We start from the raw sequence: 24092 nt of genomic DNA, 5'->3' as shown, positions 1-24092 counted from the left end.
GAATCCACTGACCCCGCGGCAGCACTGCGGTGCTTTCCATATTCAAGGAAGCAGACGGACAAATGACCGAAACGAGCACCATTTCCAGCAGGGCAGGTGCAGTCGTACAAGGCGATACTCAAAAAAGCGCCGGGCATGTCATCGTGGACACGCTCGTCGCCCACGGGATCAAGCGTGCACACGTCGTGCCGGGGGAGAGTTTCCTCGACGTCCTAGACGGACTGCACGGCTCCGGGATCGAAACCATCGTCTGCCGCCACGAAGGCGGCGCCACCTACATGGCTGAAGCCGACGGCAAGATGAACCAGCTGCCCGGCATCGCCATGGTCACCCGCGGTCCTGGCGCGGCCAACGCGCATGTCGGCCTGCACACGGCCTGGCAGGACTCCACCCCCATGGTGCTCTTCGTCGGCCTCATCCCCTTCGCCCACCGGGACCGCGAAGCCTTCCAGGAATTCGACATCAAAGCCTGGTTCGACACTGGTGCCAAGCGGGTTATGGTCTTGGACCACGCCGAACGGGCCTCCGAAATTGTCGCAGAAGCCCTGTTTTCCGCCATGAACGGCCGGCCCGGACCCGTTGTCATCGGGTTGCCCGAGGACGTCATCCGGCAGCAGATCCCCGCCGAACTTCACCCGCCCATCCCGGTAGCCACCGGAGGGATGACCACCGTGGACTCCGATGCCCTCGCCACGGCCCTGGCCAGCTCCAGCAAACCGCTCTTCGTCACCGGCGGCAACGACTGGACCCAGGAAGCCGCCGACCAGCTCACCGCGTGGCTGGAAAAGCACCACATCCCCGCCGCAGCCGAATGGCGCACCCAAGGAACCGTTCCCTTCGATTCCCCGTCCTACGTCGGTCCTATCGGCTATGGCCGGCCCCGCCCCACCTACGACCTACTCGAAGAAACCGACCTGCTGATCTTCGTCGGTACCGTGCCCGGCGACGTCATTACTGACGGTTTTCTGTGCCGCCAGGACTGGTCCAAGAAAAACTTCCTCGTCACGATCGACCCCTCCCTCCGCGGCCGCTCGGGCCCGGTCTCCTACCAAATCGTCGCCAAACCCGACGTGTTCATCCGCGACCTTGCAAAGATCGAACTCCCGGTCAAGGACGAATGGGAAGCCTGGACGGCACGGATGCGCGGCGAACAGGAAACCTTCGCCGCGCTCCCTCCGGCGGCACCGACGGCCGGACCCGCGCGGATGGATACCCTGATGGCGAACCTCGTGCCCACCCTGCCCGCGGATTCCATGGTCACCCTTGGCGCCGGTGAACACACCAACTGGGCGCATCGCTACTTCCCCACCCAGCGCTATGCCTCGATGATCAGCGCCCGCAACGGCTCCATGGGCTACTCCGTTCCCTCCGCCATCGCAGCGTCCCTGAAATACCCCGGCCGGCGTATCGTCACCATCGCAGGGGACGGCGAATTCCTCATGAACGGCCAGGAACTCGCCACCGCGGCCCAGTACGGTGCCACACCTCTGGTCATCCTGATGGACAACCAGGAATACGGAACCATCCGCACCCACCAGGAACGCCACTACCCCGAACGGGTCTCCGGAACCCAGCTGAAGAACCCGGAATTCGCCCTCATGGCCCAGGCCTTCGGCGGCTTTGGCATCAAAGTACAGCAGGATGCCGATGTCCCCGCAGCCGTCGAAGCAGCCCTCAAAGCCATCGATGAAGACCGCGTGTTCGCGCTCATCCACCTCGTCGTCGAGCAACGTGTCCGGGCCTACTAGGCGCAGACATGAGCACCGCCAGCCACACCCCAGTCTTATGAACGGAAGTACTAGAAGATGACTGTCCCCGCATTGAAGGAAATGGAATTACTGGACTTGGTTCCCACTGGCCTGTTGATTGGCGGTCAGTGGCGGGACGCGTCCGATGGCGGCACGTTTGATGTGCACGACCCCGCCACCGGGGAGGTACTTGCCACTCTCGCCTCCGCCACGAGCGAGGACGCGATCGCTGCACTGGACGCCGCCGACGCCGCGCAGGCTTCCTGGGCGCGGACCGCGCCCCGGGTGCGGGCCGAGATCCTGCGTCGGGCCTTTGACCTGGTCACCGCGCGGGCCGAGGACTTCGCCCTGCTGATGACTTTGGAAATGGGCAAACCCCTGGCCGAAGCCCGCGGCGAAGTCACCTACGGGGCCGAGTTCCTGCGCTGGTTCTCAGAAGAGACCGTCCGGAATTACGGCCGCTACCTCACCAGCCCCGAGGGCAGGAACAAGATCCTGGTCCAGCACAAAGCCGTCGGCCCCTGCCTGCTGATCACCCCCTGGAACTTCCCGCTGGCCATGGCCACCCGCAAGGTAGCACCCGCCGTCGCCGCAGGCTGCACGATGGTCCTCAAACCCGCCAAACTCACACCGCTCACCGCCCAGTACTTCGCGCAGACCATGCTCGACGCCGGCCTGCCCGCCGGGGTGCTGAACGTCGTCTCCTCGTCCAGCGCATCCGGGATTTCCGGGCCGCTGATGAAGGACTCGCGGCTGCGGAAGGTTTCCTTCACCGGCTCCACCCCGGTGGGCAAGCGCCTGATGGCCGACGCGGCGCAGAACGTGCTGCGGACCTCCATGGAACTCGGCGGAAACGCACCGTTCATCGTGTTCGAAGACGCCGACCTAGATGCCGCCGTCGAAGGTGCCATGGCGGCCAAGATGCGGAACATGGGTGAAGCATGCACCGCCGCCAACCGGTTCCTGGTCCAGGAATCCGTGGCCGAGGAATTCACCCGGAAGTTTGCCGCCGCCATGGGCTCCCTGGCCACCGGCCGCGGCACCGACCCGGCCACCCAGGTGGGACCACTAATCGACGCCGGCGCCCGCGACGACGTGCACGCCCTGGTGACCGCCGCCGTCGACGCCGGAGCCAGCGCCATCACCGGGGGCGCACCCGTTGACGGTCCCGGGTACTTCTACCAGCCCACCGTCCTCGGCGGCGTCCCCAACGACGCCGCGATCCTGGGCCAGGAGATCTTCGGGCCCGTCGCCCCGGTGACAACGTTCACCACGGAGGACGACGCGATCAGGCTCGCGAACGCCAGCGAGTACGGCCTCGCCTCCTACGTTTACAGCCGGGACTTCAACCGGCTGCTGCGAATAGCGGAGCAGATTGAGTTCGGCATGGTCGGGTTCAACGCCGGCGTCATCTCCAACGCCGCCGCACCATTCGGCGGCGTCAAGCAGTCCGGCCTCGGTCGCGAAGGCGGCACCGAAGGCATCGCCGAATACACCACCACCCAATACATCGGCATCGCAGACCCCTATCTCGGGTAACGCAGCCCCCTTAACTGCTGGGGCCCTACTCGCAACGGGCCCCAGCTTCTTTCGTTTCGGCATGGTAGGCGATGCAGACATGACCATACCCTCCGGGGGGACGTTAGTTAGCGCCCCCTTTGGGGGCTCCTCCCCGATGATTTCAAAGAGCCGATAATAAAGATTCTGTAAAGCTGGCTTTGCGAGGAAAGGCCCTGCGGCTGGCCAAAAAAGGAGATCCGTTGGCGAGGAGTTTGGTCCGCTTTATTTTGCAGTGGCAAGCCGCCTACGGAGGTCTAGCAGGCGTTCCTGGAATGCGCTGCAGTACTTTGTTCCTGGGCGGCTGGCGCCCGCAATCGATCATTTGTCAGACCCACCGATTAGCATGTGCTGTATGGATCGACGTAGGGGAAGCGACTCGAGATGCTGCACGCCCATGCCTTACCCGAGGACCTGGCGTTTTTACATCGACACGTCTCATGAATCCGTGCAAGCATTCGAATCTTGGATCCAGAGTCTTCCCGTGTTCAGCCGCAGTCATGAACTCGGTGAAATTGATGATCTTTTCGAGGCCGCATCTTTGGGCGAGCTCGAGGATACGGGGGATGCACGGACCCCCATCAAGCCGATTCGAGCGGATCCTGACGTTTTTGAACTAAGGCGAAAGGCGTTGTCCAAGCACCTACGCTTTTATCACGCCGAACCTTCTGAACTTCCCGAAGGACTTTTGGCCCTTCATAAGCATATGAAGGGCTCTGGGCAGCAGCAGAACGAGATCGACTTCGCCGTGAAGCGGTACTCCGATGGCTACCCGATGTGGTCATAACGATTAGCAATCGAGCTTGCACAACCTAGAGGTTGTGAGCAATGATTGCCACATGTCCACCGCAACCCTTTCGGCACCTTTGATGACCCCAGAAGTTGTTAGGGCCCGCGCCAAAGTCCTGGCTCGCGAACACCGAACCATGCGCTCAGAGCTCGTCGCACTGCGGCGGGAAGCTGGTCTGACTCAGGGCGACGTTGCCAATCGCATGGGCGTCACGCAGCAGGCCGTTTCCAAATTCGAACGCTATGACTCAGACCCAAAGCTTTCCACGGTCCGCAGGTACGCCAACGCGGTGGGTGCTCTGGTAGAGCACCGAGTTGAGCGCGACCAGGGACAGTCCCTGGTACTGGCAGCTGCGAGATCGGATTGGGTGCCCGTCGACGCGATACGTTTCATGGATGTGCGTAGCCAATACACGCAGAGCTCATTACTAGGTGCGGCCTGGTCCGCTGCAACATCCAAGCAAACCGACTTTGCTCTTGCTCGGTGACTCCTGTGAAAGATGCCGCAGCAAGGGATATTGAGCTGGTCAGGGACCTTCTGCAGCGTTCGGAACTTGCTTCCATTGAGTTCCACGAGGTCTCAGCGAAGAGATTTGAAGGCGTTCCTGACTCAGAGGAGCCTCACGAGGGCCAAATCAGCCTAGGCTTCCAGCACCGTGCCGATTTGGATGGGTTCGGAATTCGAATCGTCGGAGATGTCGCGGTTGCGATCGGAGAGGTTCGAGTAGTCGCCGCCGTCGAATACAAACTTCTTCACGGGGAGCAGCCGCCGCGCCGTAATGTCGAACTCTTTGCCAACGAAGTGGCGGTTATGACGCTGTTCCCGTACCTACGAGAGGGCATCGCAAGCATTACATCCAAAGTTTTTGGTGCGCCCATAACGCTACCCGTGGCCGAACGCGGCCAAATCGGGTTCGAAGTGAGCGAGGCTGATGAGTGATCAGCCCAAATCAGAACATAGGCTAGCGCCGATTGAGGTTCCGTGCATAACCCTGAGGGTTCAGCCCTAACGCTAGTTGGGAGCGCGCCGGGGGAGTAGGAGTGGTCTACTTCGATGCCCCTTGGCGGAGGTACTGATAGACCGTTTCCCTGCTGATTCCGTAATCGCGGGCAAGGACGACTTTGGGGATACCGCTGCCGGCGCGTTGAACCAGTTCCGCTGCTCGCTCGGGCGTCAACGTCTTCTTCCGTCCTTTGTAGGCGCCGCGCTGCTTGGCCAGGGCGATGCCTTCGCGCTGGCGTTCTTTAACCAGGGAGCGTTCGAATTCGGCGAAGGCCCCCATGACGGACAGCATGAGGTTGGCCATGGGGGAGTCCTCGCCGGTAAAGACGAGCTGTTCCTTGAGGAACTCCACCCGCACCCCGCGTCGGGTGAGCCCCTGGACCAGGGCGCGAAGGTCATCGAGGTTGCGGGCGAGCCGGTCCATGCTGTGCACGACAACCGTGTCACCTTCGCGGACAAACCGGAGCAGCTCTGTCAGCTGCGGTCGCGCGGTGTCCCGGCCGGAGGCTTTGTCAGTGAAAACCCTGTCCAGGACGTGGCCCTCGAGCTGGCGCCGCTCATTCTGGTCGAGCGTGCTGACCCGCACGTAGCCGATGCGCTGACCGTTCACGGCTGCCTCCAACCACTGACTTGTGGAATTGAGTGTCAGGGTGTGAGGTGGAAACGTCAAGGGGTAGGTCCCGGGGCGTGGGGTGACGCGGCTCAGTCGATGCTGTCGGCCATGTCGTCGAGGACCAGGTCATCGCCATGGGCCGGCTGGAACCCGAAACTTTCCAAGTACCGCCGCAGGGCTGCCTTCCCGGCGAGGTACTCCGGGCTGCCTTCTATGGGGCCGTTGTCGGTCAATGGGGGAGTGGCCTCGATGATGACTTTCGTCGATGATCTGCCAATCGTGCTGAGGACCGCTTTCAGCATTGAGTGACCCAGCTTGTTCCCGCGGAATCTTGGTACGACTTTCAGCCATGACAGGATCAGAAGATCCCCGCCGAGGCTCATCTCGTGGATCAGATCAGGGCGGTTGACGGTGAGCATCTCGCCGATGTTGGCGACCTCTTGGTTTACCGCGTCCAGTGTCAGGAAGAGGTCGATGATGCCTGCGTCCGGGACGATGTACAGCTCGGCCTCGCCGACGGTCACCTCCTTGCCATCGCCGTCATCCTCGTCGTCCCAAACCCGGCCCTTGACCTTCACGGTCCAGAACATCGGATAATCGTCCGGGTCGTGATGGACGCCGGGAACCCCGCGGAACGTGCAGCGGTAGTCATACGTCAGATACTCCGGTACACACTGCAGGTCATCGGGAATCTCGCCATCGACCGGCCGCAGCCGCACAAAAGGGCTCCAAGGCTGTGAACCTGTGCAGGTGCGCATCCTCCCAACCAGAGGCCGCCTGCAAGACCTGGTGCACCCTACCCTGCGTCATGGTGCTTCGGATCTCGACTGGCGCCAAATCCCAGGATCGCTGTCGACGAGCTCGACACGAATCTCCAGGAACGCGTCCCGTACCAACCCAACGCCATCCTCAGCTTTGCCCACGCAGATCACTCTTACAGGGCGTCGCAGCCCCATTTGTAAGACGGAGCGCCCTTGCCCCCATCGAGCTATAGGGGAGTTCTGCAGAGGTGAGCTTTTCGGATCGCTTTCGCTTCGACATCCTCTGGAATTGAGGTCAGACAGCCTCACCAGCATCCGGGCAAGGCGCAAGAATACTCCCCGAAGGCGACAAGCTCGCATGTCTTGTAGCATCACCATATGAAAGAACGGCAAGGCCCTACTGCTGACATGGACGCCGCTGCCCGGCCAGAAATCCCACTTTCGAGGCTTCGTCGCGCAATCTTTAAATTACTTACTTCGCATAGCGATGACATCCCATATCACGGCTGGCCCCACGTGCGTTTCGTTGCAGACCACGGAGCTCGCTTAGCGGCAGCAGTCGGTGCAGACAGTGACCTTGTAGCCGCAGCGGGGCTCGTGCACGACTTAAACTATCTTGTTCGTCCTGGGTCGCAGGTAAAGGAAGGAATTACTTTAATGCGTAAGTATCTGCGCGACGCCGGTTATAACAGTAGTCAGATGGACAGAGTAACGTCTATTGTCCTAGAAGCTGATCTCGCGACCCGTGGTCCTATTGTATCAAGTGAGGTTGCATGCCTGTCTGATGCCGACAGCCTATTCAAGGTTCTGCCAGTTACTCCAGTCTTACTAGCACGCGATTATCTCAAAGAGAACCATGTGTCGCTTAAAGAGCTTGCAGAGTCAATTATTGGCGAACAAGCAAGCCGGCTGGAAGAGGGCTATTACTTTTACACCGACGAAGCAAAGGATTTGTACGATGGGCTTGCGCGTCAAAGCATTATCATGTGGAACAGCATTTTAGAATCACTCGAAAATGATGAGGTATCGCTGCTCGTCGAGGATATTCTAGCCCCTGCAACAAGTCCTGACACGAAAGGTTTTTAGGTGTTTGATGGCCTGATAAGCGGACGCGTAAGACGCCTTTTGTATTTAGCAAGCGTGCTTCTGCTGATCGTCGTTGTGGTCGTCCGTGTTGTGCTTGGAACCGATCCCGCAGACGGCTCTACGGTGATTGCACGCGAACTGGTCTCGAGCGTTGCAGGAGCGATTGTCGTTTGGCTGCTCGGGCTACTTTTCCTACGCGTATTCATCTCGAGCGAGACTCGAGCCCGTGAGACCCAAGTTATCCATGGAGACGAGGGTGCTAAAGAGTTTTGTCGTCTCGCTGGTCGAGCTGTGGTCTGGTTTCACCACGGTCAGATTGGCCGATGGGTTCGCGAGAACGTGCTGCCGGAATTTATAAAACGCTCTGCAAGAAGTCCAGCACCACTACGCATCGTAGTCATACTGCTTGACCCTACTAATCATCCAGTCTGTGAGTCCCATGCGATGCGGCGAAATTCACGGAGACGAAAAGAATCTACGCCTTTCACGGCCGGACACATCAAAGTTGAGATTGCGGCTACTGTGCTTTCCCTGGCGAAGGCACAAGCTGCCTGTCCTCAGCTCCAAGTGCGAGTGCTAGTCACCGACCTTGATAACCCGTTTAGGCTTGACCTGTCGGATACTTACGGATTCATCACGCATGAAGACCAGACAGCGCCTGCGTTTGGATTTGAGGCTGAGAGCCCGTACTACGCGACCTCGTATTCTTACTTTTCCAATTTTCAATCGGTCAATGCGCGCGAACTTGATTTACAATCTATTACAGCATCTACCTCCAATCTTAATGAAAGGAATATCCGAGGTGCTTTGGAGGCCATGAATATAGGTTTCCCTGAGCTAGTCAAAACGGCGACCCGCACGCAGATCCTCGATTTTGTCAAGAAGGTGCTTGATTAGCGGTGTTCACGCTCCCGGATTTAGAAGTCTTATCACGCGTCAGAATAGGGCCGGAAGAAGCTCTAGCAGACGACTATATAGTCACCACGATCCTACGCCTTGCCGCTAAGCACTTGTTCCACACCGATGTATACCGGCATGAAAATGGATTCGTGAAAATCCTTTTGGGGGTTCACGCTGATATGCAGATTCGTGTGCACATTTGGGATGATCGATCGGCTGCTGCGACAACCAACATTCACTCCCATCGGCATCCAATCTTCAGCCGCATCGTAACTGGGAATTTTCTTGAGCGGCGTTGGGGTCTGGACGAGTCTGGCGATATATTCGATCGCTACGACTTTGTCCCGAACATCCCAGGGCAGCCGGAACTGACCGCGAACGGAACGATAATGCTGCGGAATCAAGGAACATTCAATAGATGTGCGGGCGAGGTATATAAAATCCCCCTTGACGATTTTCATACCGTTCAGACCGACGGAACGCTGACTATCACAGTCTTCGCCCAAGATTTAAGTGCTTGCCGTCCTGGTCTGGTCGCGGCCTCTGGCATGATTGAGCGATTCAGCCGGCCTGAGCTTATGACTTATACTGACCGAAAAGGCGTCAGTAATACTTTACGGGAGCAACTTTCACTCCTTGACGCTGCTCCTGCTAACCAAACCAGGCTGGGTATAATCACGTGATACTGCAGTCAATCAGGCAATCATTTGAGAGCCTCACTTCAGTGGATTCAGACGCCGACGTAAGGTGGATCATTAGGTGAGGGTTACCTTTTTTCTCCCATGGTCATCTAGGGATGCAAAGAGGGTGCCGCAGTTTCCTGTTCTTGTGCAAGAAATCGCGCGTCAGGCCTCAGCGGCGATCAGTGGGGATTACGGCATTCAGGTCCATGTAAACGGTGCTGGGGGTGCTGCTATAGCCAGTGTCCTGCGTCGACGTGTCCCGGTTGGTCTGCCGGTGACCATCTCAGTCGGCAAGGTGGCCGACAAGATCGCTGCAGTCGCGCTCGGTGCCGAGTTGGCGAAGGATGAGCGGGCGGATGTCCTCGTCGTCGTTGATAACGACGTCTATCTCGCCGAGGGGGCAATTGAGATGCTGCTGCAGGCCTATCGGAGATCGGAAGTTCAAGCAGCAGCAGCCACCAAAGCTCCATTGATAACTCGTGACTCGACCGAGTTTCAACGTCTTTATTCTTACGCTGTCCAGGAGAGCTTTCGAAGTGGAATCTTCCCCAAGCGGCCTACGGGATCGCTTTACGCTATTCATCCAGCTATCGTCCCTACAGTGCTGCCCCTTGGGCACGCTGAGAGCGACCGACTAGCTGCGATAGGGGCGGCACGCAGCCGCGCTTTGGTTCAATCACCTTATGCAGAGGATTACGAAAGTGAGGTGGAGCGCCGGGTGCGTCATTGGTTGCACGCTGAACGCCACGGGTACAGCCGCCTGCATTCGACCCCGGACTTTGCAAAGGGAGCCTTGTCTGTGCCCCTACCAAGCTCTGTTGACCGACGGCGGTTTCAGGCATCAATGAATCTCTGGCGGGCGATCCATTCCACTGCTGCAGTGATAGCGACAAAAGCCCAAGATCACGGGAATGGCATAAACGAAGGGGGGTAGGGCATGAGATCTCTCGCGGGTAACTGGTTCGAGCTGCCATCGTTCTCCCCACACCAAAGCACGATGCAGTCAGGCGCTCCAAACTGGAGGATCCAATCCCGGCATGCGCCACACGGAGGAACCCCATCACCATCAGAAACAACTACGATGGCAGAAAACTTGCTTCCGCCCATCGAGACCATTGCGGTGATGGCAGCTACTTCGGCGTGGACGTCACCAATGTGGTATTTCTGCTGAATATTGCAGCCCACGTAGATTTGGCCGTTACTTGCGAGGACCGACGCTCCAACACGTCGGTTTCCCCGAACGGCTGCGTTGGCTCGAACTGCCCAGGCGCGCTTAAGCAACTGGTGCGCTTCAAAATCCTCCATATATGCAGCCTAGTGTCACCATCGAAAATTTTAGAAAAGTCCTATTCCCGCACGGTCAGCGAGCAAGCTCGGGAGACTCCGAGGAGTCGAGGGCTCCCGCCGCTCCTCGCCCTAGCTTGACGGAATATCAAATATCGGCTTCTAGAATCCGACAGTGGAAGTGGTTGTGAGAGCTCCCGTTTGCACGGCGGATCCGGGGATTCTTCGGCTGGATTTTGGCGCAACCATAAGCGAATAAGTGGTGCCGTCATGCTGATGTGCTGCAGCCGCCTGAGGCAGGACATCCCGAGATCGAATCCTCGAGCGTGTCCGAGAACTTGAAGCCCGCGGGCCACCCGGCGGCGAATATCTCTGTCAGGCGGCAGCCCTCCAAGATATGTCGGGCTGCGGCTTGGACAGCTTCAGGACGTTGATCTCGGAGCGTGGGCAGCTTTGCAGCGTCTGAACCCGGTGTAAGGGCTTTCTCGTTTAACAGGGGAGTTTGATGCGCGGATTAGGGATTGCCGTACTTGTATCCGGCTCCTAGCATCGGGAATCTGGGGAACTTATCGAATTGCAGATCTCGTCAAGTAGAGGTTTCCAGAATGAAGAACGCAAACGCCTCATGTCACACGCCGGACGCCCCACCCATTTGCCCGATGCGCTCCGGTGTAGTTAGCCACGGACTGGAATGGAGCAACTGAGCGTGAAGAACACTCGAACCATTTCGGTTGGCGTTGTCGTGGCAGCCATGATGGCTTTCACTTCGCTTGTCCCGGCAGCCGCCGACGAAACCACCGGAGCCACGTGCACTCGACCGGAGTCCAACGCCGAAGGCATTCAGATGATCGCGGCCGACGAGAGACTGCAAGACACCGATATCACCGTCGCGATCAAGGTCACTCCGCAAGTAACCACTGAGCAAATTGCGGCAGCCTCAAGGGCAATACGCACCTGGAACTCGGTTCTACAGTCCTGCCTAGACGGCGCAGTCACCATTCGCGAGATCGTGCCCGGCAAGTGGGGCTCCGCAGACGTGGTCCTCCGCATCGTTCCGGGCGCACTGGGTGTCTCGGCTTCCGGCGTCGAATGGTGCATGGGCAATGCCCAGGCCTGCAAAATTATGGTCGCTACCGGAAGGCACGAACCCTACCCTGACGAACTTGTATACGGTGTGGCACTCCACGAGCTCGGACACGCGCTGGGGCTGGGGCACGCAACAAACATTCAGGAGAGTTACGACCTCATGGGGTACGGCTGGACACGAAACCGACCGCCAGTGCTTTCACAATGCGACGTCGACGCTCTAGCCGCAGTATGGTCGTGGGCAATCAAAGGCACTGAGCCACCTTCTGGCTCGGAAGTCACTGTCTACGACTGCTGAGGTCCGCGGCGCCGTAGCCTGGCTGTACCGACAGTATTCCTTGCTTCCATCCCGGTGGCGTTCCTCGGCCCCACAGCCGACCGAATTTGGAACCTCCAACCCAGTTGTCTCCACGATAGCTGGCTCTTATGATTCCGCCGTAGGGCCCTTTGTCTAGGGGGAACGCGCAATGAAGCTCAAGATCCTCTTTGTCGCCGCGGCGGTGGCTATTGGCTCACTCTCCGCGTGCGGAGGATCGAACACTGTTACTCCTGGCCTATCAACGCCCCCGGCAGCGGCTGGGCCCGAGCCGACTCAAACGACGGCAACGCAGACACCACGAGCGAAGACGGTCGGAGCTTTTGGCGACACCATCACCTACCCAAGCGCCATTGCAGTGAAGGTCTCACCCGGCAGAGTTGTTCCTTCCAGCCAGACAGGGATGGGCGCCATTGAAGGCAAGATAGTCGTCTTCGACCTGGCTGTGACGAACGGCGGAACGGAAGCCGTCGAGGGCAGCATGATGGGCCGTCCGAAGGTCAGCTACAGCGCCCAGGGCATCGAGGCACAGTCGGCTTATGACTTCGCCTTGGGGAATTCTGGAGGCTCCCTCTCAACAATCCTGCCCGGCGAGACGCAAACCGTGACGGTCGCCTACGGCATACCGACAGCGAGCTTCGGTGACGTCCGGATGGAGGTCCACTCGGCGAACTACTCCGATCCGCCTGCAATCTTCAAGGGTGCCGTGCACTAAAGGGCTCAGCTCGGCGGCTTTTGCGTTCGCGCGCAGCGCCTCGAGCTCTGCGACTTCCCGCAACCTCTGAAAGAAACTGAGCTGCAGCTGCCCGCGTCTCGTCGCTGCCGATGGCAGAGACTTGGCCCAGGTCTCGCCCCTGTTGGAATGCCGTTAACACGGCTGTCCCTCCGCCACGATGATTTGAAGCTCCCGCGTCCCGGCCCGCCCGAGCCAGTGAAGCGATGGCCCGCGCTATCTTCAGCCCGCCCTGGACTGACGGTTCGATCGGGTTCGCATAGTCCCCGTCTTCGCTGCAAATGAGGCGAAGGTCGATCAAGGCAGTACCGCGCGAAAAGGCCGCCCTGGTGATGGCATCGTTGAAGAGGCACAGGGCTACCTTGATCACGCTGTGGTTAGGCTCGGACGGGGGAGTGTCGTAGATGGTGCACACGGCTGACGGCAGTCCGGTGCCGGCGAGGGCATCGATCATTGCCGAGTAATCCCTGGTAAATGTCTTCTGGGCCGCCCCAAGCATCGCAAGAGCTTCAGCGACCGACAGGGGCTTTTCCTGCAGCAGCGGTGCGTGGCCGAGCGCATCATTGCCGCCGGCGCTGACCACCAGGAGCGTCGCATCCGCGGGCAGGGAACCAAGCTGCCGGTGGACGCCACCTATGACGTCGCCGTCGACCGCCAGCAGGGAGCATTGCCAGTCCGGTAGTTCCTGCCTCAGTTGGGCCACGACGTCGGGACCTCCACCTACGTACGCGGCGTTGTCGAAGATCGAATCTCCCAGCAGCACAACATGGCCTTTGTCGGCCTTTCCAAGGTTGACCTCTTCCATCTGCCCATCCCCTCCCCGGCGCTCAGGAGAGGTTGTGGATTGCCCCGGCCCAGCGGGGGCCGGACACGGCCCTGCGGACGGCCCTGGCACGGGTGTGGAAGTCGATCTTTGGCATGCGCGGGGAATCCTCAGTTTGGCCGCCAGGATCACTCCAGGCTGCTGGCTGGGCGTTACTTGTGGATGTTGTGCAGCGGTCGGTGATCAGTCCCATGCCGGCGTATTCGCGCACAGCGGCGATGCCAGCAACAGCGTCAGTCTTGGTCTCGAAGGGCTTGGAGATTGCCATGATGGTCCCATCTGGCGCTGTCAGCCGGAACCTGAACGCAGATTCCGCGTCGACAAATAGTTCGAACATTCCTGCCATTGCGATCCTTTCGGTCTGCGGGATCTTGAGGCCGCATCTTTGCCGCCCGACAGGCACGAGGCGTCTTTGCCTCCGTTTTCCCTGGTATCCCGCCATCCAAATTTCCATCAAATTCAGCATGCGTACCTCGAGTGTTTCGCAGGACCTTTGCCCGCGCAAGGCTTCGCCCGGCATCCAACCGAAGTGATCCCGCGCTCTCAAGTTCAGCCAGGCAATAGCGCGTGAGGAAACCTCGGAAGAACCAGGTCCTGCTACACACTGTCTAGGCTTGCGCTAGAAACAGGCTGACGGTGGTGCCCTGACCGGGGTTCCCGGTAATTTCGAGCCGGCCCCCGTGTGCGGCCGCGATCCTCGAGCATGTAGCCAAGCCCAGCCCGGACCCGGTGGGGTCGCCGTCACGGTGCAGGCGCACCAACGGTTCCACCACCCGGGCGCGGTCCCCCACGCTGATTCCCTTACCGTTATCCACCACCCGCACTATGGTCCCGGCCTCCGAATGGTGACCTTCCACACGGATTACCGGCGGAACCCCGGGGCGGCTATAGGCAAGGGCATTGTTGATCAAGTTCTGCAACGCCATCCGCATCTGCGCCTCATCCGCCACGAAGACGAGGTCCTCACACGTCAGGAAAGCGCCGGACGCCCGTAAGCCCGCGCTCATGTCTACCCGGACTGCTTCCACTAAGTCCGCCAGCGCCAATTCTTTTCTCTCAAGCGAACCACCGATGGACGCAAATGCCAGCAGTTCCTCGACCATGGACAGCATCCTGCGCGCACTTGAACCCGCAATCTGCAAGTACTCGGCAACCTCTGCCGGGTCCGGGTCGGGGTCCATGGAACCAAGCTCCACATACCCGATGATCGACGTCAACGGGGTACGGAGATCATGACTGACGCGGCCAGTGAAATCCGCAAGACGCTCATTGCTGCTCCTGGCCGCAGCCAAGGCATCGGCAAGGTGGCTGTGGAGGGTTGTGACCCGTTGGGCGGCGAAGAGCCGGGTCTGGAGGTGGAAGGGGTCCAGCGGTTTGGTGACGTAGTCGTCGGCACCGGCGTCCATGCCGGCCAGGACGTCGTTTCGGGATCCGTGGGAGGTGACCAGTACCAGATACGTGTAGTTGTCTGTGTCGGCGGTGCGGATGGCGCGGCAGAGACTGAGCCCGTCCATGCCAGGCATTTGCAGGTCGGCAACCACCACGTGCGGCTGATGGCTGCGGTAAAGCTCCCAGGCCGTGTCGCCGTCCGCGGCGGTAATGCATTCGTGTCCGGACTGTTCCACAGCTGCCCTCGCGACCAGCAAGGACCCCGCGTCATCATCAACGACCAGCACCCTCAAGACCCGGCCCGGCTCTTCAGCGGGTCCGCGAACCACCAATTCACCCACGACAACGATCCGGTTCTTCGTCACCACAGCAAATGGCCTGACTGCAGGAACTCAAAGCAAACGACATTCGACCCCCAGTCATGTAGATGGTGCAGACCGCAGCAGTGCCGGACTTGGCCGAGTCTATCCCTCAACCAGATCCAAGGGCCCCCTTTGACAGGCAACCCTCCGGCCCTCACCCGCGATTGCGGGATTAAAGTTATCGCACCCGGCCAAGAAAAGATGCGGAACCTACAGCACGCTCCGGATGGCCTGCTCGAAACTGGTCACGTGCTCAAGGGCGAGCTTGCCCGCCCGGTCCGAGTCGCCGTCGGCCACCGCTTCCAGCAGTTCCACGTGCTCGGCGATGTGCCCCGCCACGGACGGCACCTTTTCCAGCACCATGCACCAGATGCGGGTGGCCAGGTTGTCGTACCGGATCAGGACGTCCTCAAGGTGCGTGTTGGCAGCAGCCCGGTAGATCAGGCGGTGGACTTTGATGTCGTACCGCATGAGGTCATAGGGATCGTCCTCCGCGCCCATGTCCGCAATCGCCGCGGCGGTCTCCCTGATTTCCTTGCGCAATGCGGGGGTGGCCAGCTTGGCGGCACGGCGGGCCGCCAGGGGTTCCAGCGATTCGCGCAGCTCCGAAACATCCGCGAGTTCGGTGATGTCGACGACGGTGGCGAACGTTCCCCGGCGCGGGTAGGACACGACGAGGTGGTCGCCTTCCAGGCGCTTGAGCGCTTCGCGGACGGGGGTGCGTCCGATCCCCAGTTCGGCGGCGAGCTTGCCGTCGTTGATCGCCTCACCCGGCCGGATGTCCAGCATGATCAGGCGGTCGCGAAGGTGCCGGTAGGCCTGCTCGGCGAGCGAGAGGTCCCCTTCTCCGGCCAGCTGGTTTTCTAGCATTACGCTCATCCGAGCTCTCCCAAGGTAGCTATTGACTGCCACGTGATCTACAACATACTATTACGTCAGTTCTAATATATCAGTTACAGATCAGTTATGGATCAGTAATTCCGAAGGGCCTAGAAGGAGAACCATGCAGGACGTACTGAACGCCTCGCTCGCCACCGTGGACGCCGACGTCGCCGCCGCTGTGGCACAGGAACTGCACCGCCAGCAGTCCACTCTGGAAATGATTGCGTCGGAAAACTTCGCACCGTCGTCCGTCATGGAAGCCCAGGGCTCGGTCCTGACCAACAAGTACGCCGAAGGCTACCCGGGCAAGCGCTACTACGGCGGCTGCGAGCACGTCGACGTGATCGAGCAGCTCGCCATCGACCGCGTGAAGGCCCTGTTCGGCGCCGAGTTCGCCAACGTACAGCCGCACTCGGGCGCCCAGGCCAACGCCGCCGCCATGTTCGCCCTGCTGAACCCGGGCGACACCATCCTTGGCCTCTCGCTGGCCCACGGCGGGCACCTCACGCACGGCATGAAGATCAACTTCTCCGGCAAGCTCTACAACGTGGTCCCGTACCACGTCCGCGAATCCGACCTCCGGGTGGACATGGCCGAGGTGGAAGCCCTGGCCCTGGAACACAAGCCCAAGCTCATCGTGGCCGGCTGGTCCGCCTACTCCCGCCAGCTCGACTTCGCCGAATTCCGCCGGATCGCCGACCTTGTGGGCGCCTACCTCATGGTGGACATGGCCCACTTCGCGGGCCTCGTCGCCGCAGGACTGCACCCCAACCCCGTCCCGTACGCGGACGTGGTCACCACCACCACCCACAAGACCCTGGGCGGACCCCGCGGCGGCGTCATCCTGGCGAAGGAGGAATACGCCAAGAAGATCAACAGCGCCGTGTTCCCCGGCCAGCAGGGCGGTCCGCTGGAGCACGTCATCGCAGCCAAGGCCGTGGCCTTCAAGCTCGCCGCAGCCCCTGAATTCAAGGAACGCCAGGAACGCGTCCTGCAGGGCGCCAAGCTGCTGGCCGAACGCCTGCTCCAGGAAGACGTTCAGGCCGCCGGCATCTCCGTTGTGAACGGCGGCACCGACGTCCACCTGGTCCTGGTGGACCTGCGCCACTCCGAACTCGACGGCCAGCAGGGCGAGGACGCCCTCCACCGGATCGGCATCACCGTCAACCGCAACGCCGTACCGTTCGACCCCCGCCCGCCGATGGTTTCCTCCGGCCTCCGGATCGGCACCCCCGCCTTGGCCGCCCGCGGCTTCGGCGCCGCCGAATTCACCGAGGTTGCAGACATCATCGCCACTGCGCTGATCGCATCGGCCGGCACAGGCACCCTGCCCGGGGACACCGCCGTCGAACTCCGCAACCGCGTGGCGGCCCTGGCCGACAAGTTCCCCCTTTACCCGCACCTCTCCGCCGACGCCGGCCTGGCCGAAGCCGAAGCAGACCTGATTGGAGCCGCCCAGTGAGCGCAGATCTCCTCCCCGAGCACCCGGACTTCCTCTGGCGGAACCCGGAACCCAAGTCCTCCTATGACGCCGTGATCGTGGGCGGCGGCGGGCACGGCCTGGCCACTGCCTACTTCCTGGCCAAGAACCACGGGATGACCAACATCGCCGTCCTGGAAAAGGGCTGGCTGGCCGGCGGCAACATGGCCCGCAACACCACCATCATCCGCTCCAACTACCTCTGGGACGAGAGCGCGGCCATCTACGAGCACGCCCTCAAGCTCTGGGAAATCCTGCCCGAGGAACTCGAATACGACTTCCTCTTCAGCCAGCGCGGCGTGATGAACCTGGCCCACACCCTGGGCGACGTCCGCGAAAGCATCCGCCGGGTGGGCGCCAACAAGCTCAACGGCGTGGACGCCGAATGGCTGGACCCGCAGCAGGTCAAGGAACTCTGCCCCATCCTGAATATCCGCGACAACATCCGCTACCCGGTCATGGGCGCCACCTACCAGCCGCGCGCCGGCATCGCCAAGCACGACCACGTGGCCTGGGCCTTCGCCCGCAAGTGCGACGAAATGGGCGTGGACATCATCCAGAACTGCGAGGTCACCGGCTTCCTCAAGGACGGCGACCGCGTGGTGGGCGTCAAGACCAGCCGCGGCACCATCAACACCGAAAAGGTGGGCCTCTGCGCCGCCGGCCACAGCTCGGTCCTGGCAGAGATGGCCGGCTTCCAGCTCCCCATCCAGTCCCACCCGCTGCAGGCACTGGTGTCTGAACTGCACGAGCCCGTCCACCCCACCGTGGTCATGTCCAACCACGTCCACGTCTATGTCTCCCAGGCCCACAAGGGCGAACTGGTCATGGGCGCCGGCGTCGACTCCTACAACGGCTACGGCCAGCGCGGCTCCTTCCACGTGATCGAGCAGCAGATGGCGGCCGCCGTCGAGCTCTTCCCGATCTTCGCCCGGGCCCACGTGCTCCGGACCTGGGGCGGGATCGTGGACACAACCCTGGACGCCTCCCCGATCGTGGGCCTGACCCCCGTGGAGAACATGTTCGTGAACTGCGGCTGGGGAACCGGCGGCTTCAAGGGCACCCCCGCCGCCGGCCTGACCTTCGCGCACACCATCGCCACCGGCGCCCCGCACGCACTGAACAAGCCGTTCTCGCTGGAACGCTTCGAAACCGGTGCCCTGATCGACGAACACGGCGCCGCCGCCGTGGCCCACTAGCCGCCGCCACCAGAAAAGGACTAACGCACATGCTGCTGATCCCATGCCCCAACTGCGGCCCCCGGGACGAAACCGAATTCCACTACGGTGGCCAGGCCCACGTCCCATACCCGGAGAACCCGAACGAGCTGAGCGATACCGAATGGTCCCGCTACCTCTTCTACCGCGAGAACCCCAAAGGCATCTTCGCCGAGCGCTGGGTCCACAGCACCGGCTGCCGCCAGTGGTTCAACATGCTCCGCGACACCGTGACCTATGACATCCAGGCCGTCTACCCGATGGGAGTGCCGCGGCCCGCCGCGCCCGTTCCGCCGGCCGCCGACACCGGCACCGCAAGCACCGGCCCGGCGAGCACCACCCCCCTCAGCCCCAGCACCGCCCCGGAAGGAGCGACCAAGTGACTTCCCAGAACGCCCGCCTGGCAACCGGCGGCCGCATCGACCGCACCATCTCCTGGCGCTTTACGCTGGACGGCGAGGAGTTCACCGGCCACCCCGGCGACACCCTGGCCTCTGCCCTGCTGGCCAACGGCCGCATCGCCGCCGGCAACTCCCTCTATGAGGACCGCCACCGCGGCATCATGTCCGCCGGCGTGGAGGAAGCCAACGCCCTGGTCCGCGTGGAAGCCCGCTTCCCCGGCCATGTCGCCGAATCCATGCTCCCCGCCACCACCGTCTCACTGGTGGATGGGCTGCAGGCCACCCTGCTGAACGGGCTGGGCAAGCTGGATCCCGAGGATGACCGCGCCGAATACGACAAGAAGTACGTCCACACCGACGTCCTGGTCATCGGCGGCGGCCCCGCAGGCCTCGCCGCGGCCCGCGAAGCCGTCCGCACCGGCGCCCGGGTCATGCTGCTGGACGACCAACCCGAACTCGGCGGCTCGCTGCTCTCCGGTTCCACGTCTCCCGGCCAGGCCGAGACCATCGAGGGCAAGCCGGCCCTGGAGTGGGTGGCCGACGTCGAAGCGGAACTCGTGTCCGGCGCGGAATCGACCGTCCTGAACCGCACCACCGCGTTCGGTGCGTACGACGCCAACTACGTCATCGCCGTCCAGAACCGCACCGACCACCTCACCACCCCCGCCGCCCCCGGCGTCTCCCGCCAGCGGATTTGGCACATCCGTGCCAACCAGGTGGTCCTGGCCCCCGGCGCGCACGAACGTCCCCTGGTGTTCGAGAACAACGACCGCCCCGGCATCATGCTGGCCTCGGCCGTCCGCACCTACCTCAACCGGTATGCGGTGGCCGCCGGAAAGCGCGTGGTCATCAGCACCACCAACGACAGCGCCTACTCCGTGGCAGCGGACCTCGCCGCCGCAGGCGTCAAGGTCGCCGCCGTGGTGGACGCCCGTCCTGCGCTGACCGCCGCGGCAACTGCCGCCGTCGAATCCGGGATCCGGGTGCTGATCGGCAGCGCGGTGGCCAACACCTCCGCCGACGGGTCCGGCCGGCTGGACGGCGTCACCGTCCGCAGCATTAACGACGACGGCGACCTCACCTCGGGCGTCGAGCAGATCGCCTGCGACCTGCTGGCGGTGTCCGGCGGCTGGAGCCCGCTGGTCCACCTGCACTCGCAGCGGCAGGGCAAGCTGCGCTGGGACGACGACCTCGCCGCCTTCGTGCCCAGCACCGAAGTGCCCAACCAGCAGAACATCGGCTCCGGCCGCGGCTCCTTCGCCACCGCCGACTGCCTGGCCGAGGGTGTCTCCGCCGGCGCGAAGGCGGCCATCGCCGCGGGGTTCGCGTCCGCCGTCGAACCTTCCCCGCTCGCCAAACCGAAGGCAGCCGCCCCCACCCGCCAGCTGTGGCTGGTTCCGGGCGAACAGGGCACCCCGGACGACTGGCACCATCACTTCGTGGACTTCCAGCGCGACCAGTCCGTGGCCGACGTGCTGCGTTCCACCGGGGCAGGCATGCGGTCCGTGGAGCACATCAAGCGGTACACCTCCATCAGCACCGCCAACGACCAGGGCAAGACCTCCGGCGTCAACGCGATCGGCGTGATCGCGGCGGCCCTCCGCACGGCCGGGGAAGCTTCCCGCGGGATCGGTGACATCGGCACCACCACGTACCGTGCACCGTTCACCCCGGTGGCGTTCGCGGCACTGGCTGGACGCCAGCGCGGCGAGCTGTTCGACCCGGCCCGCGTCACCTCCATCCACCCCTGGCACGTCGCCAAGGGCGCCCTGTTCGAGGACGTTGGACAGTGGAAGCGGCCCTGGTACTACCCGCAGAACGGGGAGGACATGGACGCTGCCGTGCTGCGCGAATGCGCCGCCGTCCGCGACTCCGTGGGCTTCATGGACGCCACCACCCTGGGCAAGATCGAGATCCGCGGCAAGGACGCGGGGGAGTTCCTGAACCGGGTCTACACCAACGCGTTCAAGAAGCTCGCACCGGGTTCGGCACGCTACGGCGTGATGTGCACGCCGGATGGGATGATTTTCGACGACGGCGTAACCCTCCGCGTGGACGACGAGACCTACTTCATGACCACCACCACCGGCGGTGCCGCGAAGGTCCTGGACTGGCTGGAGGAATGGCTGCAGACTGAGTGGCCGGAGCTGGACGTGCAATGCACCTCGGTGACGGAGCAGTGGAGCACCATCGCCGTCGTCGGACCCAAGTCCCGTGAAGTCATCGCCAAGGTGGCCCCGGAACTCGCTGCCAACGGTGGGCTGGACGCCGAGGCGTTCCCGTTCATGACCTTCCGCGAAACCACCCTTGCCTCCGGCGTCCGCGCCCGGATCTGCCGGATCTCGTTCTCCGGTGAGCTGGCCTACGAAATCAACGTGCCGGCCTGGTACGGGCTGAACACCTGGGAAGCCGTGGCCGCCGCCGGTGCCGAGTTCAACATCACCCCCTACGGCACCGAAACCATGCACGTGCTGCGCGCCGAAAAGGGCTACCCAATCGTTGGGCAGGACACGGACGGCACCGTCACCCCGCAGGATGCGGGCATGGAGTGGATCGTCTCCAAGGCCAAGGACTTCATCGGCAAGCGCTCCTACTCGCGGGCCGATGCCCAGCGCGAGGACCGCAAACACCTGGTGAGCGTCCTTCCCGTCGACGGGACCCTCCGGCTCCCCGAAGGCACCCAGCTGGTGGAAAAGGGCCGCTCCACCAACCCGGCCTACGGCCCGGTCCCGATGGAAGGCTTCGTCACCTCCAGCTACCACAGTGCAGCCCTGGGCAGGTCCTTCGGCCTGGCCCTGATCAAGAACGGCCGCAACCGCATCGGCGAAACCCTGGTGGCCGCCGCCGGCGACCAGCTGGTTGACGTGGTTGTTGCAGAAACAGTGCTTTTTGACCCAGAAGGGACCCGTAAAGATGGCTGAAACAGCAGCATCCCCGATCGCCGCAAAGACCGCCGCGGACAAGAACCTCGCAGCCCGAGTCAGTCCCGCTAAACAGCTCTCCGAAGCGTTCGCGGCCGGTTCCCTGGCCGGCATTGTGGAACTTGCTGAGCTGCCCTTCCTCACCATGGTCGGGCTCAGGGCCACGGCAGGATCGGACACTGCCAAGCGCCTGGCCGCGGTCACCGGCGGCCTTCCCGCCGGGTCCGGCGCCGTGGCCGGCAGCGGCGACACCTCCGTCCTCTGGCTGGGCCCTGGCGAATTCCTGGTGGTGGCACCCACCGAGGCCCACGAATCCCTGGGCGGCGGCCTGATCCCCGCACTCCGGGAAGCACTGGGGGACGACGCGGGCCAGGTGGTGGATCTGTCCGCCAACCGGACCACGTTCGAACTGACCGGCCCCCGGGTCCGCGCCGTCCTGGAAAAGGGCTGCTCACTGGACCTGCACCCCCGGGTGTTCAAGGCCGGCACCGCCCTCTCCACCGAGATCGCCAACATCCCGGCCATCCTGTGGAAGACCGGTGAGGAGTCCTTCCGGATCTTCCCGCGCGCATCCTTCGCCGAGTTCCTGGGCCGGTGGCTGCTGGACGCCATGCGGGAGTACGCCTCGCCAGAGGTCCCCTGATGGCGCTGAGCGTCCTTGACCTGTTCTCTGTCGGCATCGGGCCCTCGTCATCCCACACGGTGGGCCCGATGCGGGCGGCCAAGCTGTTTGCTGACAGCTTGAAGGGTGACGGCTTGCTGGCCTCCGCCGTGCGCGTCCAGTCGGAACTTTTCGGTTCCCTGGGCGCCACGGGACGCGGCCACGGCTCGGACAAGGCGGTGGTCCTGGGCCTGCAGGGCCTGGAACCCGAAACGGTGAACACCTTCACGGCGGACGACCAGGTGGCGGCCGCGGCCCTGAACGCCGAACTGCATGTTGCGGGAAGCCACCGGGTGGACTTCAACTGGGAAGAGGACGTGGTCCTCCACCGGCGCAAGTCCCTCCCGGCACACCCCAACGGGATGACCTTCCGTGCGCTTGACCACACCGGAGCCGTATTGAGCGAACGGAGTTTCTACTCCATTGGGGGCGGCTTCGTGGTGGACGGGGACGCGGCGGGCGCTGACAAGGTGGTGCCCGATGACACTGTCCTGCCCTACCCGTTCTCCACCGCCGACGAGCTTCTGCAGATCTGCAGCCGGGAAGGCATGTCCATCTCCGACGTCATGCTGGCCAACGAGCTCACCTGGCACAGCGAAGCGGAACTGCGGGAGAAACTGCTGGCCCTGTGGGCGGTCATGTGCGAATGCGTGGAGAACGGCTGCAACGCCGAAGGCATCCTGCCGGGCGGCCTGAAGGTCACCCGCCGGGCGCCGTCACTGTTCCGCACCCTGACGGCCTCGGCGGCAAGCGCCGAAGCCGCGGCAGCATCGCCGTCGCCCGTCCAGGCACCGGCGGACCCGCTGCTGGCGATGGAATGGGTCAACCTGTTCGCGCTCGCCGTGAACGAGGAGAACGCCGCCGGCGGCCGCATCGTCACGGCGCCCACCAACGGGGCGGCAGGCATCGTGCCCGCCGTGCTGCACTACTACATCAAGTTTGTTCCGGGAGCCGACGACGACGGTGTGGTCCGCTTCCTGCTGGCGGCGGCCGCCGTCGGAATCCTCTTCAAGACGAACGCCTCCATCTCCGGCGCCGAAGTGGGCTGCCAGGGTGAGGTGGGCTCCGCCTGCTCGATGGCCGCGGCCGGGCTCTGCGAAGTGCTCGGCGGAACGCCCGCGCAGGTGGAAAACGCCGCAGAAGTGGGGATCGAGCACAACCTGGGCCTCACCTGCGATCCCGTGGGCGGCCTGGTGCAGATCCCCTGCATCGAGCGGAACGCGATCGCCAGCGTGAAGGCGATCAACGCGGCCCGGCTGGCCCTGCACGGGGACGGCAGCCACAAGGTCTCGCTGGACAAGGCCATCAAGACCATGCGCGACACCGGAGCCGACATGAAAACCAAGTACAAGGAAACCTCCCGAGGAGGCCTCGCCGTGAATGTGATCGAGTGCTGA

25 protein-coding genes are annotated in these 24092 nt (G+C 62.6%); 16 read left to right on the top strand and 9 right to left on the bottom strand.

The genetic code is table 11. The features are described from left to right. The first annotated feature begins 62 nt into the window (after positions 1-62). The 5 genes from Q9R31_RS10440 (at position 63) to Q9R31_RS10420 (ending at position 5034) form a co-directional block, all read left to right on the top strand. Positions 63-1748, top strand: a complete 1686-nt coding sequence (locus tag Q9R31_RS10440; RefSeq protein WP_311262659.1) for a thiamine pyrophosphate-dependent enzyme — start codon at positions 63-65, stop codon at positions 1746-1748. 57 nt (positions 1749-1805) lie between these two features. Further along, complete coding sequence (locus Q9R31_RS10435; RefSeq protein WP_311262658.1) at positions 1806-3287, top strand: NAD-dependent succinate-semialdehyde dehydrogenase; 1482 nt, start codon at positions 1806-1808, stop codon at positions 3285-3287. A 502-nt stretch (positions 3288-3789) separates the two neighbouring features. Further along, positions 3790-4092: a hypothetical protein gene (locus Q9R31_RS10430; RefSeq protein ID WP_311262657.1), complete on the top strand. Its 303-nt coding sequence runs from the start codon at positions 3790-3792 to the stop codon at positions 4090-4092. A 52-nt stretch (positions 4093-4144) separates the two neighbouring features. Next, on the top strand, positions 4145-4582 hold the full coding sequence (locus Q9R31_RS10425) for a helix-turn-helix transcriptional regulator (protein ID WP_311262656.1): 438 nt from the start codon (positions 4145-4147) through the stop codon (positions 4580-4582). A gap of 5 nt (positions 4583-4587) precedes the next feature. After that, positions 4588-5034, top strand: coding sequence for a hypothetical protein (locus Q9R31_RS10420; protein WP_311262655.1), 447 nt, complete (start codon positions 4588-4590; stop codon positions 5032-5034). Between the two features lie 106 nt (positions 5035-5140). Here Q9R31_RS10420 and Q9R31_RS10415 read toward each other — a convergent pair whose 3' ends face one another. The 3 genes from Q9R31_RS10415 to Q9R31_RS10405 all read right to left on the bottom strand — a co-directional run bounded on the left by Q9R31_RS10415 (position 5141) and on the right by Q9R31_RS10405 (position 6520). Next, positions 5141-5707, bottom strand: a complete 567-nt coding sequence (locus tag Q9R31_RS10415; RefSeq protein WP_311262654.1) for a recombinase family protein — start codon at positions 5705-5707, stop codon at positions 5141-5143. Between the two features lie 92 nt (positions 5708-5799). Further along, the gene (locus tag Q9R31_RS10410) at positions 5800-6429 is read right to left on the bottom strand and encodes a hypothetical protein (protein WP_311262653.1); all 630 of its coding nucleotides are present in this window, start codon (positions 6427-6429) and stop codon (positions 5800-5802) included. Continuing rightward, positions 6392-6520, bottom strand: coding sequence for an IS1096 element passenger TnpR family protein (locus Q9R31_RS10405; RefSeq protein ID WP_311262791.1), 129 nt, complete (start codon positions 6518-6520; stop codon positions 6392-6394). The genes Q9R31_RS10410 and Q9R31_RS10405 overlap by 38 nt, the downstream gene beginning before the upstream one ends. 329 nt (positions 6521-6849) lie before the next feature. On the opposite strand from Q9R31_RS10405, the gene Q9R31_RS10400 reads away from it, so the two are divergent. Then, on the top strand, positions 6850-7557 hold the full coding sequence (locus tag Q9R31_RS10400; protein WP_311262652.1) for an HD domain-containing protein: 708 nt from the start codon (positions 6850-6852) through the stop codon (positions 7555-7557). Beyond that, a complete protein-coding gene (locus tag Q9R31_RS10395; protein ID WP_311262651.1) occupies positions 7558-8454 on the top strand; it encodes a hypothetical protein in 897 nt (298 codons plus the stop codon). A 92-nt stretch (positions 8455-8546) separates the two neighbouring features. Here Q9R31_RS10395 and Q9R31_RS10390 read toward each other — a convergent pair whose 3' ends face one another. Then, positions 8547-8918, bottom strand: a complete 372-nt coding sequence (locus Q9R31_RS10390) for a hypothetical protein (protein WP_311262650.1) — start codon at positions 8916-8918, stop codon at positions 8547-8549. A 496-nt stretch (positions 8919-9414) separates the two neighbouring features. Here Q9R31_RS10390 and Q9R31_RS10385 point away from each other — a divergent pair, with 496 nt between their 5' ends. Next, complete coding sequence (locus tag Q9R31_RS10385) at positions 9415-10074, top strand: hypothetical protein (RefSeq protein WP_311262649.1); 660 nt, start codon at positions 9415-9417, stop codon at positions 10072-10074. Here the strand turns inward: Q9R31_RS10385 and Q9R31_RS20160 are convergent. Further along, the gene (locus tag Q9R31_RS20160) at positions 10044-10445 is read right to left on the bottom strand and encodes a cytidine deaminase family protein (protein WP_397428231.1); all 402 of its coding nucleotides are present in this window, start codon (positions 10443-10445) and stop codon (positions 10044-10046) included. The genes Q9R31_RS10385 and Q9R31_RS20160 overlap by 31 nt on opposite strands. A gap of 685 nt (positions 10446-11130) precedes the next feature. Here Q9R31_RS20160 and Q9R31_RS10380 point away from each other — a divergent pair. After that, positions 11131-11808, top strand: coding sequence for a hypothetical protein (locus tag Q9R31_RS10380; RefSeq protein WP_311262648.1), 678 nt, complete (start codon positions 11131-11133; stop codon positions 11806-11808). A 169-nt stretch (positions 11809-11977) separates the two neighbouring features. Then, positions 11978-12541 carry a hypothetical protein gene (locus Q9R31_RS10375; protein ID WP_311262647.1) on the top strand — a complete coding sequence of 188 codons (564 nt, stop codon included), beginning with the start codon at positions 11978-11980 and terminating at the stop codon, positions 12539-12541. On the opposite strand, the gene Q9R31_RS10370 is transcribed toward Q9R31_RS10375, so the two are convergent. The 4 genes from Q9R31_RS10370 to Q9R31_RS10355 form a co-directional block, all read right to left on the bottom strand. Next, complete coding sequence (locus Q9R31_RS10370; RefSeq protein WP_311262646.1) at positions 12522-13364, bottom strand: SGNH/GDSL hydrolase family protein; 843 nt, start codon at positions 13362-13364, stop codon at positions 12522-12524. The genes Q9R31_RS10375 and Q9R31_RS10370 overlap by 20 nt on opposite strands. Before the next feature lie 22 nt (positions 13365-13386). Beyond that, entirely contained in the window at positions 13387-13650 is a 264-nt protein-coding gene (locus Q9R31_RS10365; RefSeq protein ID WP_397428230.1) for a hypothetical protein, read from the bottom strand. A gap of 340 nt (positions 13651-13990) precedes the next feature. After that, positions 13991-15136 (bottom strand): response regulator, encoded by a 1146-nt coding sequence (locus tag Q9R31_RS10360; RefSeq protein WP_311262645.1) that lies wholly within the window; start codon positions 15134-15136, stop codon positions 13991-13993. Between the two features lie 207 nt (positions 15137-15343). Then, positions 15344-16012 (bottom strand): GntR family transcriptional regulator, encoded by a 669-nt coding sequence (locus Q9R31_RS10355; protein WP_397428229.1) that lies wholly within the window; start codon positions 16010-16012, stop codon positions 15344-15346. 124 nt (positions 16013-16136) lie between these two features. Between Q9R31_RS10355 and glyA the strand changes: the two genes are divergently transcribed. Genes glyA through Q9R31_RS10325 form a run of 6 tightly spaced genes read left to right on the top strand, consistent with a single transcriptional unit; the run spans position 16137 to position 24092 of the window. Then, positions 16137-17477: a serine hydroxymethyltransferase gene (gene glyA, locus Q9R31_RS10350; protein ID WP_311262644.1), complete on the top strand. Its 1341-nt coding sequence runs from the start codon at positions 16137-16139 to the stop codon at positions 17475-17477. Next, entirely contained in the window at positions 17474-18694 is a 1221-nt protein-coding gene (locus Q9R31_RS10345) for a sarcosine oxidase subunit beta family protein (RefSeq protein WP_311262643.1), read from the top strand. The genes glyA and Q9R31_RS10345 overlap by 4 nt, the downstream gene beginning before the upstream one ends. Before the next feature lie 29 nt (positions 18695-18723). After that, on the top strand, positions 18724-19095 hold the full coding sequence (locus tag Q9R31_RS10340) for a sarcosine oxidase subunit delta (protein ID WP_311262642.1): 372 nt from the start codon (positions 18724-18726) through the stop codon (positions 19093-19095). Continuing rightward, the gene (locus tag Q9R31_RS10335; RefSeq protein ID WP_311262641.1) at positions 19092-22034 is read left to right on the top strand and encodes a sarcosine oxidase subunit alpha family protein; all 2943 of its coding nucleotides are present in this window, start codon (positions 19092-19094) and stop codon (positions 22032-22034) included. Before Q9R31_RS10340 ends, Q9R31_RS10335 begins: the two co-directional genes overlap by 4 nt. Then, positions 22027-22677, top strand: coding sequence for a sarcosine oxidase subunit gamma family protein (locus Q9R31_RS10330; protein WP_311262640.1), 651 nt, complete (start codon positions 22027-22029; stop codon positions 22675-22677). Before Q9R31_RS10335 ends, Q9R31_RS10330 begins: the two co-directional genes overlap by 8 nt. Next, the gene (locus Q9R31_RS10325) at positions 22677-24092 is read left to right on the top strand and encodes an L-serine ammonia-lyase (protein ID WP_311262639.1); all 1416 of its coding nucleotides are present in this window, start codon (positions 22677-22679) and stop codon (positions 24090-24092) included. The genes Q9R31_RS10330 and Q9R31_RS10325 overlap by 1 nt, the downstream gene beginning before the upstream one ends.

Source organism: Pseudarthrobacter sp. BRE9, from assembly GCF_031844305.1.
GTDB lineage: Bacteria > Actinomycetota > Actinomycetes > Actinomycetales > Micrococcaceae > Arthrobacter.
Note: the sequence above shows the minus strand (reverse complement) of the source record. Positions and strands in the feature narration are given on the sequence as shown.

What these genes read in the sequence shown, in the direction of transcription:
- Q9R31_RS10325 (WP_311262639.1), top strand. Translation starts at nt 22,677, where the DNA reads ATGGCGCTGAGCGTCCTTGACCTGTTCTCTGTCGGCATCGGGCCCTCG.
- Q9R31_RS10435 (WP_311262658.1), top strand. Translation starts at nt 1,806, where the DNA reads ATGACTGTCCCCGCATTGAAGGAAATGGAATTACTGGACTTGGTTCCC.
- Q9R31_RS20160 (WP_397428231.1), bottom strand. Translation starts at nt 10,445, where the DNA reads ATGGAGGATTTTGAAGCGCACCAGTTGCTTAAGCGCGCCTGGGCAGTT.
- Q9R31_RS10370 (WP_311262646.1), bottom strand. Translation starts at nt 13,364, where the DNA reads ATGGAAGAGGTCAACCTTGGAAAGGCCGACAAAGGCCATGTTGTGCTG.
- Q9R31_RS10355 (WP_397428229.1), bottom strand. Translation starts at nt 16,012, where the DNA reads ATGAGCGTAATGCTAGAAAACCAGCTGGCCGGAGAAGGGGACCTCTCG.
- glyA (WP_311262644.1), top strand. Translation starts at nt 16,137, where the DNA reads ATGCAGGACGTACTGAACGCCTCGCTCGCCACCGTGGACGCCGACGTC.
- Q9R31_RS10440 (WP_311262659.1), top strand. Translation starts at nt 63, where the DNA reads ATGACCGAAACGAGCACCATTTCCAGCAGGGCAGGTGCAGTCGTACAA.
- Q9R31_RS10405 (WP_311262791.1), bottom strand. Translation starts at nt 6,520, where the DNA reads ATGACGCAGGGTAGGGTGCACCAGGTCTTGCAGGCGGCCTCTGGTTGG.
- Q9R31_RS10340 (WP_311262642.1), top strand. Translation starts at nt 18,724, where the DNA reads ATGCTGCTGATCCCATGCCCCAACTGCGGCCCCCGGGACGAAACCGAA.
- Q9R31_RS10365 (WP_397428230.1), bottom strand. Translation starts at nt 13,650, where the DNA reads ATGGCAATCTCCAAGCCCTTCGAGACCAAGACTGACGCTGTTGCTGGC.
- Q9R31_RS10400 (WP_311262652.1), top strand. Translation starts at nt 6,850, where the DNA reads ATGAAAGAACGGCAAGGCCCTACTGCTGACATGGACGCCGCTGCCCGG.
- Q9R31_RS10330 (WP_311262640.1), top strand. Translation starts at nt 22,027, where the DNA reads ATGGCTGAAACAGCAGCATCCCCGATCGCCGCAAAGACCGCCGCGGAC.
- Q9R31_RS10390 (WP_311262650.1), bottom strand. Translation starts at nt 8,918, where the DNA reads ATGAAAATCGTCAAGGGGGATTTTATATACCTCGCCCGCACATCTATT.
- Q9R31_RS10375 (WP_311262647.1), top strand. Translation starts at nt 11,978, where the DNA reads ATGAAGCTCAAGATCCTCTTTGTCGCCGCGGCGGTGGCTATTGGCTCA.
- Q9R31_RS10425 (WP_311262656.1), top strand. Translation starts at nt 4,145, where the DNA reads ATGTCCACCGCAACCCTTTCGGCACCTTTGATGACCCCAGAAGTTGTT.